General features: G+C 70.2%; 15 protein-coding genes. 12 read left to right on the top strand and 3 right to left on the bottom strand.

Translation table 11 applies throughout. The features are described from left to right. Positions 1-180: 180 nt before the first annotated feature. The 3 genes from ispF to U8331_RS04770 all read left to right on the top strand — a co-directional run bounded on the left by ispF (position 181) and on the right by U8331_RS04770 (position 2,099). Complete coding sequence (gene ispF, locus U8331_RS04760) at positions 181-660, top strand: 2-C-methyl-D-erythritol 2,4-cyclodiphosphate synthase (RefSeq protein WP_481132466.1); 480 nt, start codon at positions 181-183, stop codon at positions 658-660. Further along, positions 657-1,736, top strand: coding sequence for a tRNA pseudouridine(13) synthase TruD (truD, locus tag U8331_RS04765; protein ID WP_481132467.1), 1,080 nt, complete (start codon positions 657-659; stop codon positions 1,734-1,736). Before ispF ends, truD begins: the two co-directional genes overlap by 4 nt. Before the next feature lie 135 nt (positions 1,737-1,871). Beyond that, on the top strand, positions 1,872-2,099 hold the full coding sequence (locus U8331_RS04770; RefSeq protein ID WP_481132468.1) for a hypothetical protein: 228 nt from the start codon (positions 1,872-1,874) through the stop codon (positions 2,097-2,099). A 3-nt stretch (positions 2,100-2,102) separates the two neighbouring features. On the opposite strand, the gene U8331_RS04775 is transcribed toward U8331_RS04770, so the two are convergent. Continuing rightward, on the bottom strand, positions 2,103-2,660 hold the full coding sequence (locus U8331_RS04775) for a Smr/MutS family protein (RefSeq protein ID WP_481132469.1): 558 nt from the start codon (positions 2,658-2,660) through the stop codon (positions 2,103-2,105). A 262-nt stretch (positions 2,661-2,922) separates the two neighbouring features. Between U8331_RS04775 and surE the strand changes: the two genes are divergently transcribed. The 4 genes from surE (at position 2,923) to U8331_RS04795 (ending at position 5,899) form a co-directional block, all read left to right on the top strand. Further along, positions 2,923-3,723, top strand: coding sequence for a 5'/3'-nucleotidase SurE (surE, locus tag U8331_RS04780; RefSeq protein ID WP_481132470.1), 801 nt, complete (start codon positions 2,923-2,925; stop codon positions 3,721-3,723). Beyond that, on the top strand, positions 3,720-4,412 hold the full coding sequence (locus U8331_RS04785) for a protein-L-isoaspartate(D-aspartate) O-methyltransferase (RefSeq protein WP_481132471.1): 693 nt from the start codon (positions 3,720-3,722) through the stop codon (positions 4,410-4,412). Before surE ends, U8331_RS04785 begins: the two co-directional genes overlap by 4 nt. A gap of 4 nt (positions 4,413-4,416) precedes the next feature. Beyond that, positions 4,417-5,073, top strand: a complete 657-nt coding sequence (locus U8331_RS04790; protein ID WP_481132472.1) for an exopolysaccharide biosynthesis protein — start codon at positions 4,417-4,419, stop codon at positions 5,071-5,073. Between the two features lie 64 nt (positions 5,074-5,137). After that, on the top strand, positions 5,138-5,899 hold the full coding sequence (locus U8331_RS04795) for a peptidoglycan DD-metalloendopeptidase family protein (RefSeq protein WP_481132473.1): 762 nt from the start codon (positions 5,138-5,140) through the stop codon (positions 5,897-5,899). A gap of 184 nt (positions 5,900-6,083) precedes the next feature. On the opposite strand, the gene U8331_RS04800 is transcribed toward U8331_RS04795, so the two are convergent. Both U8331_RS04800 and yhbY read right to left on the bottom strand, forming a co-directional pair. Continuing rightward, positions 6,084-6,461 (bottom strand): Mth938-like domain-containing protein, encoded by a 378-nt coding sequence (locus U8331_RS04800; protein WP_481132474.1) that lies wholly within the window; start codon positions 6,459-6,461, stop codon positions 6,084-6,086. Positions 6,462-6,530: 69 nt separating this feature from the next. Continuing rightward, positions 6,531-6,836, bottom strand: a complete 306-nt coding sequence (gene yhbY, locus U8331_RS04805; protein ID WP_481132475.1) for a ribosome assembly RNA-binding protein YhbY — start codon at positions 6,834-6,836, stop codon at positions 6,531-6,533. A 73-nt stretch (positions 6,837-6,909) separates the two neighbouring features. Between yhbY and rlmE the strand changes: the two genes are divergently transcribed. From rlmE to miaA, 5 genes are all read left to right on the top strand, one after another. Continuing rightward, complete coding sequence (gene rlmE, locus U8331_RS04810; protein WP_481132889.1) at positions 6,910-7,542, top strand: 23S rRNA (uridine(2552)-2'-O)-methyltransferase RlmE; 633 nt, start codon at positions 6,910-6,912, stop codon at positions 7,540-7,542. 105 nt (positions 7,543-7,647) lie between these two features. Further along, positions 7,648-9,549, top strand: a complete 1,902-nt coding sequence (gene ftsH, locus U8331_RS04815; protein WP_481132476.1) for an ATP-dependent zinc metalloprotease FtsH — start codon at positions 7,648-7,650, stop codon at positions 9,547-9,549. 66 nt (positions 9,550-9,615) lie between these two features. Then, positions 9,616-10,515: a dihydropteroate synthase gene (gene folP / locus U8331_RS04820; protein WP_481132477.1), complete on the top strand. Its 900-nt coding sequence runs from the start codon at positions 9,616-9,618 to the stop codon at positions 10,513-10,515. A gap of 250 nt (positions 10,516-10,765) precedes the next feature. After that, positions 10,766-12,274, top strand: coding sequence for a sodium/proline symporter PutP (gene putP / locus U8331_RS04825; protein WP_481132478.1), 1,509 nt, complete (start codon positions 10,766-10,768; stop codon positions 12,272-12,274). A 22-nt stretch (positions 12,275-12,296) separates the two neighbouring features. After that, positions 12,297-13,283 carry a tRNA (adenosine(37)-N6)-dimethylallyltransferase MiaA gene (gene miaA, locus U8331_RS04830; protein ID WP_481132479.1) on the top strand — a complete coding sequence of 329 codons (987 nt, stop codon included), beginning with the start codon at positions 12,297-12,299 and terminating at the stop codon, positions 13,281-13,283. The last annotated feature ends 36 nt before the right edge of the window (positions 13,284-13,319 follow it).

The raw sequence follows: 13,319 nt of genomic DNA on the forward strand, positions 1-13,319 counted from the left end.
GCGATGTGAGTCGCGACCCACTGACCTGCGGGCAGGCGACGTTCAACCCGGTGCGGCGATCGCGTGGCCGTGCGTTCCCACTGGTTGCTGTTGCGCCCGTAACCATTGTCAGTGGGTCGCGACTCACGTCGCTCCTACAATGACCGGGATTTCCGCCATTCCGCGCACCAAGGAACTCCCATGAACATCCGCATCGGTCAGGGTTATGACGTCCACGCGTTCGGCGAGGGCGATCACGTCGTCCTCGGCGGCGTGCGCATTGCGCACGAGCGCGGCGTGCTGGCCCACTCCGATGGCGACGTGGTCATCCATGCGCTGTGCGACGCGATCCTCGGCGCGCTGGCGCTGGGCGACATCGGCCGTCACTTCCCGCCGTCCGACCCGCAATGGAAGGACTCCGACAGCCGTGCGTTCCTGCGCCACTGCAAAGCACTTGCGGGCGATCGCGGGTGGCGCCTGGGCAACGCCGACATCACCGTCATCTGTGAACAGCCCAGGGTCGGGCCGCATGCGCCGGCGATGCGCGAGCGGCTGGCGGCCGACCTCGGGGTAGCGGTCGACGACGTCAGCATCAAGGCGACCACCAGCGAAAGACTCGGCTTCACCGGTCGCGGCGAGGGCATCGCCGCGATGGCGGTCTGCCTGCTGGTCGCCGCGTGAGCGATGCCGCCGCCGCGAGCGGTGACGCGCTGCCCCGGGCGCTGGGAGGCGCGGTGCTGGAAGCACGGATCCGCAGCACCGCCGAGGATTTCCGGGTCGAGGAACTCCCCGGCTTCGAGCCGAGCGGCAGTGGCGAACACCTCCTGCTGACGGTGGAAAAGCGCGGCATGAACACCGCCTTCGCCGCCCGTCGCATTGCCGAGTGGGCCGGCGTGGGCGACGTCGCCATCGGCTACGCGGGACTGAAGGATCGTCACGCGGTGACCCGCCAGCGCTTCAGCGTGCACCTGCCAAAGCGCGTGGCGCCCGGGCTCGCCGCGCTCGAGCTGAACAGCGGCGATGAGCGGCTGCACGTCCTCGAACACGATTGGCATGCGAAGAAGCTGCCGCGTGGCGCACTCGCCGGCAATCGCTTCGTGCTGGTGCTGCGCGAGGTCCGCGGCGATCGCGATGCCGTCGACCAGCGCCTGCGCGGGATCGCCGCGCGCGGCGTGCCGAACTACTTCGGCGAGCAGCGCTTCGGGCGCGGTGGCGACAACATCGGCCACGCCCTGGGAATGTTCGGCGGGCTGCGGGTTGGTCGCGAGCAGCGGGGGCTGTTGCTGTCGGCGGCGCGCTCGGCGCTGTTCAACCGGGTGCTTGCGAGCCGTGTGGCGGCGAACTGCTGGGACACGGCGCTCGACGGCGAAGTCTGGATGCTCGACGGCAGCCGCAGCGTGTTCGGGCCGCAGCCGCTGGATGACGTCCTGCGCGAACGGCTGGCCCGGTTCGACATCCACCCCACCGGGCCACTGTGGGGCCGGGGTGAGCTGCGCACGGCCTCGGCGGCGGCCACGCTCGAACGCGACGCGCTGGCGGACGGAACTTCGGTGCAACTGCGCACCGGTCTCGAAAAGGCCGGCCTGAAGCAGGAAAGACGCGCGCTTCGACTGCACCCCGAGGGACTCGAGTGGCGCTGGCTCGCGAGCGACGTGCTGGAACTCGCCTTCTCGCTGCCACCGGGCACCTACGCCACAGTGGTGCTGGCCGAGCTGGGCCGGATCGGCGAGCCGGGTCCGGTCCGCGCGCCCGTCTGAGCAGCGGCCCCACCGCTGGTCGGAAAGTTCCGGAACGGCACTGGCCCGCGCCGGGCGTCGGCGTATACCTGAAGGCGCCCGGCAGGGCCGGGCTCCGGGGCCGCGGCGCCCCGTGACGGCTCACAGGAGGCGGTCATGAAAACGATGCTGAGGATGGTGGCGCTTTCCCTCGTGGCGACGGGCCTGGCAGCCTGCGCCAGCATGGACGACCAGTCCGCGCGGGTGTCCCCGCAGGTGGCGTCGATCGATGTCGACCAAGCCTACATCACCCGCGTCGAGGAAATCGCGCGTCGGCGTGGGCTCGAGGTGCAGTGGGTCAATCCGCCGACCACCCGCCGGGAACTCGTCGCCACCGGCGACTGACGGTCAGCGCCGTTTCGGCGGCGCCAGCAACACCAGCACCGCCCCGGTGCCGCCCTGTGTGGCCGGAGCGGAATGGAACGCCAGCACGCTCGCGCGCTGGCGCAGCATGCGGTCGACCAGGTTCTTGAGCACCGGCGCACCGCTGCTGGCGATGTCGGCGTGCCCGCGACCGCCCTTGCCGTGGATGATCCGCACGCAACCCAGGCCATGCCGCACGGCGTCGCCGAGGAAGGCGCGGAGCAGGGCCTCGGCCGTACGGGCATCCGCCCCGTGCAGGTCGAGCTCCTCCTGGGCCGATATCTCGCCGCGCCGCAGGCGGCGGAAAACCGGCGCGGGCACGGTGTCCTGCCGCCAGGCCAGCGCGTCGCCGGCTTCGAGCAGGCTCTCGTCGAGGGCGTGGCGGAATTCGTCGCGCGCCGCGGCTTCGTCGCGTTCGGCCATGCGGGCGCGTGGCCGGGGTCGCGCCGGCGCGGGTGCGGCGGGGCGTTCGGGCAGTTTGCGCACCGCGCCGATCGCCTCGCGGAACAGCGCGGCTTCGTCGTCCTCGGGCGGATCGCTCATTGCGGGTCACCAGCGGTCATGGTGCAAGCCTGAGCCCGCTTGCCGGGTGGCGCAAGCGGGCCGCGGGGCGGTGCGTCGCCGGCGCGCGACGCCGTTTTCAGGCTGAGCCGGCAGGCACCTTCGGCTATCATGGCGCTTCTTCGCGAGCCTGCCGCGCCCCGCTGGTCGCGCCTCGCCGCACCCCCTCTTCACGCGGGTCGATCGCTCCACGGTCGCCGTCCACCACCGCCCGGCTTTGCGGGCGGATCTGCCAAGGGAGCCCATGCGAGTACTGGTCAGCAACGACGACGGCGTCGACGCCCCCGGGATCCGCATCCTCGCCGACGGGCTGCGCGCGGCCGGCCACGAGGTGCTGACGGTTGCACCGGATCGCGACCGGTCCGGCGCGAGCAACTCGCTGACCCTCGACATGCCGGTCCGCGTGGTCCGGCAGGACGATCGCACCTGGCGTGTCTACGGTACCCCGACCGACTGCGTGCACGTGGCGATCACCGGAATGCTGGAGGACGAGCCCGATATCGTGGTGTCGGGCATCAACAACACCGCCAACCTCGGTGACGACGTGATCTATTCGGGCACGGTCGCCGCGGCGATGGAGGGCCGCTTCCTCGGCCTGCCGTCGGTTGCGGTGTCGTTGGCCACCGCCGACCACGTGGGCCGGAACTACGAGACCGCCGCGCGTGCCGCGGCCGAGATCATCGCCCGGCTGAAGGTCGACCCGCTCCCGGCCGACACCATGCTCAACGTCAACGTGCCCGACCTGCCGTGGGACGAGATCGCCGGTTTCGAGGTCACCCGCCTGGGCAACCGGCACCGTGCGGAACCGTGCGTGCCGCAGGAGGATCCGCGCGGACGCCAGTGGTGGTGGATCGGCGCCGCCGGTCGCGAGCAGGACGCCGGCCCGGGCACCGATTTCCACGCCGTCCGCACCGGCCACATCTCGATCAGCCCGATCCAGGTCGACCTGACCCGCTACCAGGCGCTGGAGCAGGTGGCCAGCTGGGTGGGCGGCCTGGTCGATTCGCTCGACCGCGCCTCGCCTGCGCCGGAGCCGGTCCGATGAGCCTGCGTTTGCGCCTGCAGCCCGAGGCGATCGGTTCGGGCATGACCTCCCAGCGCGTGCGCGACCGCCTGGTCGACCGCCTGCGCGCCGGCCGCCACGGCAGCGACGCGATCACCGACGAGCGCGTGCTCAACGCGATCCGTACGGTGCCGCGACATCTGTTCGTCGACGAGGCGCTGGCGACCCGCGCGTACGAAGACACGGCGTTGCCGATCGGCCACGGCCAGACCATTTCGCAACCGTGGGTGGTGGCGCGCATGAGCGAGCTGCTGATGCAGGCCAACCCGTCGAAAGTGCTGGAGATCGGCACCGGCTCGGGATACCAGGCCGCGATCCTGGCCGCGCTCGGCCTCGAGGTGCACACCGTCGAACGCATCGGCGAACTGCTGCGGGTCGCCCGCAAGCGCTTTCGCCAGCTCGGCATGAACGTGCGCAGCAAGCACGACGACGGTCGCATCGGCTGGCCGGAAAACGGCCCGTTCGACGCCATCATCGTCACCGCCGCCGCGCCTGCACTGGTCGACGCGCTGGCCGAGCAACTCGCGCCGGGCGGCGTGCTGGTCGCGCCGGTGGGCTCGGCCTCCTCGCAGTCGCTGCTGGTGCTCGACAAGGGCGCCGATGGCGCGCTGACGCAGCGGGCGTTCGGGCCGGTGGTGTTCGTGCCGCTGCTGTCCGGCCTGGTGGATTGACCGCATGAAGACTCCCGACCGCAACGCGGCATCCGCGCCGGATTCCGCTCCGCTGGGCGAGCAACTTGCGGCCATCATCCGCGACCTGCCCGAGGACAGACTGACGCTGGGCGAACTGCTCGAGGTCTTCGGCGACGAGGGACTGCTGCTGCTGACGATGCTGCTGACGCTGGTGTTCCTCATCCCGGTGTCGATCCCGGGGGTCAGCACGGTGTTCGGCGCGGCAATCCTGCTGGTCGGCATCAGCCGGCTGGTGGGGCGGCCGCTGTGGCTGCCGGCAAAGCTCAAGGATCGCTCGCTGCCGGCCGACAAGCTGCGACCGGGACTGGCCCATGGCATGGTCTGGGTGCGCCGGCTGGAGAAGATCAGCCGGCCCCACCGGTTGCGCGGATTTGTCGACGGCCGGGCGCAGGCGCTGGTCAACAACCTGGCCTTCATCCTCGCCGCGTTGCTGCTGATGGCGCCGTTCGGATTCGTGCCGTTCAGCAACACGCTCCCGGCGCTGGCCCTGCTGCTCTACGCTGTCGGCCTGATCCAGCGCGATGGCGGTGCGATGCTGCTCGGCCACCTGTTCAACCTCGGCACGATCATCTACTTCGGTATTCTGATCGGCGGCGGCGGTGTCGCCGCGCACGAGTTGTGGCAGCGGCTTTCGGGCTGACCCGCGGCCACCTCGACCCCAGCCGGCGCGCCGGCGGACCGACCCGGAGAACACGACAAGGCGCATGACCACGACCACCCGTTCCGGCAAGACCCTGTCCCGCCTGTTCGCAGCGGCCATGCTGATGCTGGCGCTCGCGGCCTGTTCGAGCACGGTGACCCGCGTATCGGGGTCGACCCCCAAGTACGGCGCCACCACGGTGGTCCAGCGCGGCGACACGCTGTACCGGATTGCCACCGACAACGGTGTCGCGGTACGCGACCTCGCCGCCTGGAACGGCATCCCGGCGCCGTACACGATTTACCCGGGGCAGCGGCTGTCGCTCTATCCGGGCGGGGGCCGCAGCACGCCGCCGCGCACCACCACCCCGACCCGGGGCACGGCGTCCGCCGCTCCTTCCCCGAGCTCGCGCCCGTCCGCACCGACCACCCCCCCGGCGCCACCCGTCAACAGCGGCGTGGGCTGGCAATGGCCGGTGGAAGGCCAGTTGCTGAGCCGCTTCGAAGCGGGCGAGCCGACCAAGCAGGGCATCGACATCGCCGGTACCGGGGGCGCCGCGGTGCGCTCCGCCGGTGACGGCACCGTGGTCTACTCGGGTTCCGGCCTGGTCGGTTACGGCGAGCTGATCATCATCAAGCACAACGAGCAGTGGCTGTCGGCGTACGGCCACAACCGCAACCGGCTGGTCAACGAAGGCGCGGTGGTCAAGGCGGGGCAGCAGATCGCCGAGCTCGGCCGTACCGGCGCGTCGCGCGACATGCTGCATTTCGAGATCCGCTACAACGGCAAGCCGGTCGACCCGCTGCTGTATCTGCCGAAGAAATAACGGCGAAGCCGTCACGGAAGAGGCGGAATTCCGGGGCGGATGCCGGGGTCGAGTCCAGGTAGGCAGGCTCGACACGCCGTCCACCATCGCCAGCGGGCATCTCCGGGCATCTCCGGGCAGCTCGGCTGAGCGGCCGTGGCAGGCCGCAGGATCCGACGCTGCGGCCGGCAGGCGCCGCCGTCGGTCAGTCGCCTGCGAGAACGAGCCCGGCCACCACGCGCCGGCCCTCCCTCGCGAGCACGTTGAAGGTGCGTGCCACCGCCGCGTTGGTCATGACCTCGATGCCGACGCCGCGGGACAGGCCAGCGGCCATGGCGGCCGCCGGGGGGAACACCTGCCGCGCGCCGCTGCCGAGCAGCAGCACGCCGGGCTCCAGGTCCAGCAATGGCTGCAACTGCGCCGGGGTGAGGCGGGCGATATCGGCAACAGCCCAGTCCTCGATCAGCCGGTCCGGGGCGATCGCGAAGCTGCGCCGCAGTTCGCGCTCGTTGACCAGCGCCGCGTTGCCGTCGGCCGCGCGCAGGAAGAACTCGTAGTCGGGGCGTTCCAGGTTCAGTTGCATGTCGGAGTCCTGCGGAGGCCGGCGCCCGCCGCCGCGCCGGGCGGTCGCGCAGGCCGGGTGCGGTGCGGCTCAGGTCCGCGGCAGCACGATCTGGCGCTTGTCCTTGCTCTGCCGGTACAGCACCAGCGTGTGGCCGATCCGCTGCACCAGCGCGGCGCCGGTGCGGTCGGCCAGTTCGGCCATCATCGCGTCGCGGGCCTCGCGGTCGCCGGCGGCGACCTTGATCTTGATCAGTTCGTGGTGTTCCAGGGCCAGGTCGATCTCGGCCACCAGCGCATCGCTGATGCCCTTGCCGCCGACCTGCAGCATCGCCTTGAGGTCGTGCGCCTGGCCGCGCAGGAATCGGGTCTGGGCGGAGGTCAGGACGGTCGACATGGAGGCACGCAGGCGGGGATGGCAGGCCCCGCAGGGTATCATGGCGGGCCGCGCCCAGAGTCCCCGCAGCCCGATGGCCACCCGCAGCAAGAGCAGCCAGCGCTGGCTGAAGGAGCACCATTCCGACCCGTTCGTGAAGAAGGCGCGGGCCGAAGGGATGCGCTCGCGCGCGGCCTACAAGCTCGAGGAACTGGTCGAGCGCGACCGCCTGCTGAAGCCCGGGATGGTGGTGGTCGACCTCGGCGCCGCACCCGGCGGGTGGTCCCAGTGGGTCCGCCAGGAGCTGGGCGACAGCGGGCGGGTCATCGCCTTGGACATCCTGGAGATGCCGCCGCTGGCCGGGGTCGAGTTCCTTCATGGGGATTTCAGGGAGGATGCGGTCCTATCGCAGCTGGAATCGACCCTGGGCGGCAAGCCGGTGGACCTTGTACTGTCCGACATGGCCCCCAATAAGAGTGGCGTGGATGCGGTCGACATGCCGCGGGCCATGTACCTGTCGGAACTGGCGATGGACTTCGCCGACAACCACCTGCGGGTGGGTGGCACGTTCCTGATCAAGCTGTTCCAGGGCGTGGGTTTCGACGCCTACGTGCGCGAGCTGCGACGCCGTTATGAGAAGGTGTCGATCCGCAAGCCGGCCGCGTCGCGCAAGCGCTCGCCGGAGGTGTACGCCCTGGCCCAGGGAAAACGCGCCGAGATCAAGTGAGGACGCCCGGCAGACGACCGCCCGGCAGCCGCAACGAACCGCCTGCGCCGGAGGCGCGGGTTTTCCGCGGAGGGATCCGCACACCCAACGTGTGAACTATTTCGAATGAACGACTTGGCCAAGAATCTGCTGCTCTGGGTGATCGTCGCCGTCGTGCTGATGGTGGTCTTCCAGGCGTTCGGTCCGCGCACGGGCGGCGGCAGCGAAGCGCTGGCCTACGACCAGTTCATCCAGCAGGTGCAGGCCGACCGCGTCGAAAGCGTGAAGATCGGCGAGGACCGCACCACCATCACCGGTGAGCGCAAGGACGGCAGCAGCTTCACCACCTACAGCCCGGGCGACAAGGACCTGGTCAACGACCTGCTCGAGCACGATGTCGCGATCACCCAGACGCCGCCGGGCGGCCCGTCGTTCTGGGCGTTGCTGCTCAATTTCCTGCCGATCATCCTGATCATCGCGTTCTGGATCTTCGTCATGCGGCAGATGCAGCAGGGCGGCAGCAAGGGTGCGATGAGCTTCGGCAAGTCGCGCGCCAAGATGCAGGGCGAGGACCAGGTCAAGGTGACCCTGGCCGACGTGGCCGGCTGCGACGAGGCCAAGGAGGAGGTCGGCGAACTGGTCGAGTTCCTGCGCGACCCGTCGCGGTTCCAGAAGCTCGGCGGCAAGATCCCGCGCGGCGTGCTGATGGTCGGCCCGCCGGGTACCGGCAAGACGCTGCTGGCGCGCGCGATTGCCGGCGAGGCGAAGGTGCCGTTCTTCAGCATTTCGGGCTCGGACTTCGTCGAGATGTTCGTCGGCGTCGGTGCCAGTCGCGTGCGCGACATGTTCGAGCAGGCCAAGAAGCACGCGCCGTGCATCATCTTCATCGACGAGATCGACGCGGTCGGCCGCCATCGCGGCGCCGGGCTCGGCGGCGGCCACGACGAGCGCGAGCAGACCCTCAACCAGTTGCTGGTCGAGATGGACGGCTTCGAGGGCGGCGAGGGCGTGATCGTGATCGCCGCGACCAACCGTCCCGACGTGCTCGACCCGGCGTTGCTGCGCCCGGGCCGCTTCGACCGCCAGGTCGTGGTTGGGCTACCCGACGTCAAGGGCCGCGAGCAGATCCTGCGCGTGCACATGCGCAAGGTGCCGCTGTCGGACGATGTCGAGCCGATGGTGGTCGCGCGCGGCACGCCGGGCTTCAGTGGTGCCGACCTGGCCAACCTGGTCAACGAGGCTGCCCTGTTCGCCGCCCGCGAGAACGCCAAGGACGTGCGCATGGAGCACTTCGACAAGGCGCGCGACAAGATCCTGATGGGCGCCGAGCGCCGCTCGATGGCGATGAGCGAGGACGAGAAGAAGCTCACTGCCTACCACGAAGCCGGCCACGCCATCGTCGGCCGCGTCGTGCCCGAGCATGACCCGGTCTACAAGGTCACCATCATTCCGCGCGGCCGCGCGCTGGGCGTGACCATGTACCTGCCCGAAGGCGACAAGTACAGCTACAACCGCACCGCGATCGAGTCGCAGCTGTGCTCGCTGTACGGCGGCCGCGTCGCCGAGGAGCTGATCTTCGGCAACGACAAGGTCACCACCGGCGCGTCCAACGACATCGAGCGGGCGACCAAGATGGCCCGCAACATGGTCACCAAGTGGGGCCTGAGCGACGAGATGGGTCCGATCGCCTACAGCGAGGAGGACGACGAGGTGTTCCTCGGCCGTTCCGTTACCCAGCACAAGAGCGTGTCCGACGACACCGCGCGGCGCATCGACGAGGTCGTGCGCGGCATCCTCGACAAGGCCTACGACCGCACCACCACGATCCTCAAGGACAACCTCGACAAGCTGCACGTCATGGCCGACGCCCTGCTGCAGTACGAGACCATCGATGCCCAGCAGATCGACGCGATCATGGACGGACGGGTGCCCGGTCCGCCGGCCGACTGGGGCAAGTCGGGCAAGTCGCCCAAGGACGATGCGGGCCACCCGCCGGGGGCGGTGATCGGGCCTGCGGCGCAGACCTGACGTCCTTGCCGGACCTCTACGAAAAGGCCAGAGTTCGCTCTGGCCTTTTTCTTTGGCGGCGCCGCGATGTTCCAGACCGAAACCGTACTCGACTGCAACGGCCGTCCGCTCGTACTCGACCGTCCGCGGGTGATGGGCATCGTCAACGTCACTCCCGATTCGTTTTCCGACGGCGGCGCGCACGACAGCCTCGACTCCGCGTTCGTGCATGCCATGCGGCTGGTGGAGGAAGGCGCCGACGTGCTGGATATCGGCGGCGAATCGACGCGGCCCGGCGCCGCCGACGTGGGCATCGAAGAGGAGTTGCAACGGGTGGTGCCGCTGATCGAATGGCTGGCGCGCGAAACCGCGGTGCCGATCAGCATCGACACCTCCAAGCCGGAGGTCATGCGCGCCGCGGTGGAGGCTGGCGCCGGCATCGTCAACGATGTCTATGCATTGCGTCGGGAAGGCGCGCTCGACGCCGCTGCCGCGCTCGGCGTGCCGGTGGTGCTGATGCACATGCAGGGCGAGCCGCGCAGCATGCAGGCCGCGCCGCACTACGACGATGTGGTCGGCGAAGTGCACCGCTTCCTCGCCGAGCGCATCTTCGCCGCGGAGATGGCCGGCATCGACAAGCGGCGGATCGTGGTCGACCCGGGATTCGGGTTCGGCAAGGACACCGGCCACAACGTCACGCTGCTCGCCGGTCTGGAGCGCTTCGGCGAGCTCGGAGTGCCGGTGCTGGCCGGGTTGTCGCGCAAAAGGACGATCGGCGAGCTGACCGGACAGGAGGAGCCATTGGCGCGGGTGCATGGTTCGGTGGCCGCGCACCTGATCGCCGCACAACGCGGGGCGCGGCTGCTGCGCGTGCACGACGTGGGCGCCACGGTCGATGCGCTGAAGGTGTGGCAGGCGGTGGCGGCGCGGCCGGCGCCACGGAGCGAGGGCCCGGCTCCGGCCATCCGCTGGCCGGACGAGGACTGACAGCACGCCGTTTCCGGCGGTGGCGAAGAAATGGCCAGGCCGACCGTGCGCATTGGCACAGCAGGCGCGCGGCTACTTGTCCACAGCTTGGTCCGGCCGTTTGTCCACAGCCAATGTGAATAACCGCGGGCTGAAAGCGCCCCCGCATCTGCGTTAGGCTGGTCCATTCGCGCGCCGCCGACCCAGGCGACGCCCACTCGCGCGCGCCGCGTCGCGGCGCCCACAAGCATGACCGGGGGAGCCTGTTGCAATGACAGCCAGCACACCGTTACTCGTCACCTTCTCGATCTATCTCGCCGTGGTGATCCTGATCGGGTTCATCGCGTGGCGTTCGACCAAGGACTTCGACGACTACATCCTCGGCGGCCGTTCGCTCGGCCCGTGGGTGGTGGCGCTGGCGGCGGGCGCGTCGGACATGAGCGGCTGGTTGCTGATGGGCCTGCCCGGCGCGATGTACGTCGGTGGCGTGTCCGAGAGCTGGATCGCGATCGGACTGATCCTGGGCGCCTACGCCAACTGGCGCTGGGTCGCCGGGCCGCTGCGCATCTACACCGAGCGCGCCGGCGACGCGCTGACCATCCCCGACTACTTCACCAACCGCTTCGCCGACCACGACCGCCTGCTGCGCGTGCTGTCGGCAATCGTGATCCTGGTGTTCTTCGCGGTGTACTGCGCTTCCGGCGTGGTCGCCGGGGCGCGCCTGTTCGAGAGCGTGTTCGGGCTGCCCTACCAGCAGGCGCTGTGGTGGGGCGCCGCCGCGACCATCCTCTACACCTTGGTCGGTGGCTTCCTCGCGGTCAGCTGGACCGACACCCTGCAGGCCGGCCTGATGTTCTTCGCGCTGCTGCTGGCGCCGAGCATCATCCTGATGAACAACGGCGGCTTCGAGGCGACGGTCGACGTGGTTCGCAACTTCGATGCCGGGCGCCTCGACTGGTTCGGCGGCGGAACGCTGGGTCTGGTGGGAGTGGTCTCCGCACTGGCGTGGGGCCTGGGCTACTTCGGCCAGCCGCATATCCTCGCGCGCTTCATGGCCGCCGACAGCATCCGGACCATCCCGCCGGCGCGTCGCATCGGCATGACGTGGATGATCCTGTGCCTGGCCGGTTCGCTCGGCGTGGGTTTCTTCGGCATTGCCTACTTCGCCAACCATCCGAGCGCCGCCGGTCCGGTCGACGCCAATGCCGAGCGCGTGTTCATCGAGCTGGCGAGCCTGCTGTTCAACCCGTGGGTCGCCGGCGTGCTGCTGTCGGCCATCCTCGCCGCGGTGATGAGCACGCTGTCGTGCCAGCTGCTGGTCTGCTCCAGCGTGATGACGGAGGACTTCTACCACGGCTTCGTGCGCAAGCACGCCAGCCAGAAGGAGCTGGTCTGGGCCGGCCGCGCGTCGGTCGCGCTGATCGCGCTGGTGGCGCTGTGGCTGGCACGCGACCCGGACAGCAAGGTGCTCGGGCTGGTCAGCTACGCGTGGGCCGGCTTCGGCGCGGCGTTCGGACCGGTGGTGATCCTGTCACTGTTCTGGGAGCGCATGACCCGCAACGGCGCGCTGGCCGGCATCCTGGTCGGCGCCGCCACCGTGATCGGCTGGAAGCTGGTGGCGGTCGACCGGATGGGCTCGGGTCTGTACGAGATGGTGCCGGGCTTCATCGCCGCGACCATCGCGATCGTGCTGGTCAGCCGGCTCGACCGCGAGCCGCCGCAGGAGATCAAGGCGATGCACCAGCAGGTGCGCGCCTCCCTGCACGAAACCGGCTACTGATGCGGGGTTAGCCCGCACGGCCATGGCGAGCGCTGGCGGACAGGCCGTATCTTATTCGTGTCCGCCGGCGCGGCCGCTGGCCATCGCCCTGATGGGCCCGACCGCGTCGGGCAAGACCGCGCTCGCGCTCGACTGGGCCGAGCGCCTCGGCGGCGAGATCGTCAGTGTCGATTCCGCGCTGGTCTACCGCGGCCTCGACATCGGCGCCGCCAAGCCGACGCCGGACGAGCGGGCGAGGGTGCCGCACCACCTGGTCGACATCCGCGAGCCGTGGCAGCCGTACTCGGCCGCCGAGTTCGCCGCCGACGCGCGCCGCGCGCTCGACGACATCGCCGCGCGCGGCCGCATCCCGATCCTCGCCGGCGGCACCGGCCTGTACTTCCACGCGTTGTTGCATGGCCTGTCGGCGATGCCGTCGGCCGACCCCGCCATCCGCGCGGCGATCGCCGCCGACGCCGCAACGCGTGGCTGGGCCGCGCTGCACGCCGAGCTGGCTGCAATCGACCCGGTCGCCGCCGCCCGCATCCACGCCACCGACGCCCAGCGGATCCAGCGCGCACTGGAAGTGCACCGGCTGTCGGGCCGGACCATCAGCGACTGGCGCAACGAGCCCCCGGCGCCGCGGCTGCCATTCCACGTACTCAAGCTGGCGCTCGCCCCGGCCGACCGCGCGGTCCTGCATGAACGCATCGCCCGGCGTTTCGACCTGATGCTGGACGCCGGCTTCCTCGACGAGGTGCGCCGGCTGCGGGCGTTGCCGGAACTGCAGGCGCACCCCGCGCCGCTTGAGTTGCCGGCGTTGCGCGCGGTCGGTTACCGGCAGGCGTGGGAATACCTCGACGACGCGACCGACGCCACCGGCTTCCGCGACCGCGCGATCTTCGCCACCCGGCAACTGGCCAAGCGCCAGTTCACCTGGTTGCGCAGCGAACTCGACGCGCGCTGGTTCGACCCGAGCCTCGACAGGGACCAGCTGGACGCGGCGCTGGCGATGTTCTTCGGGCGGTGATCACGAATTCCACCCGACCGGCCGCGCCCGGCCGTT

It is taken from the genome of Lysobacter sp. CC-YZS074 (assembly GCF_056739745.1).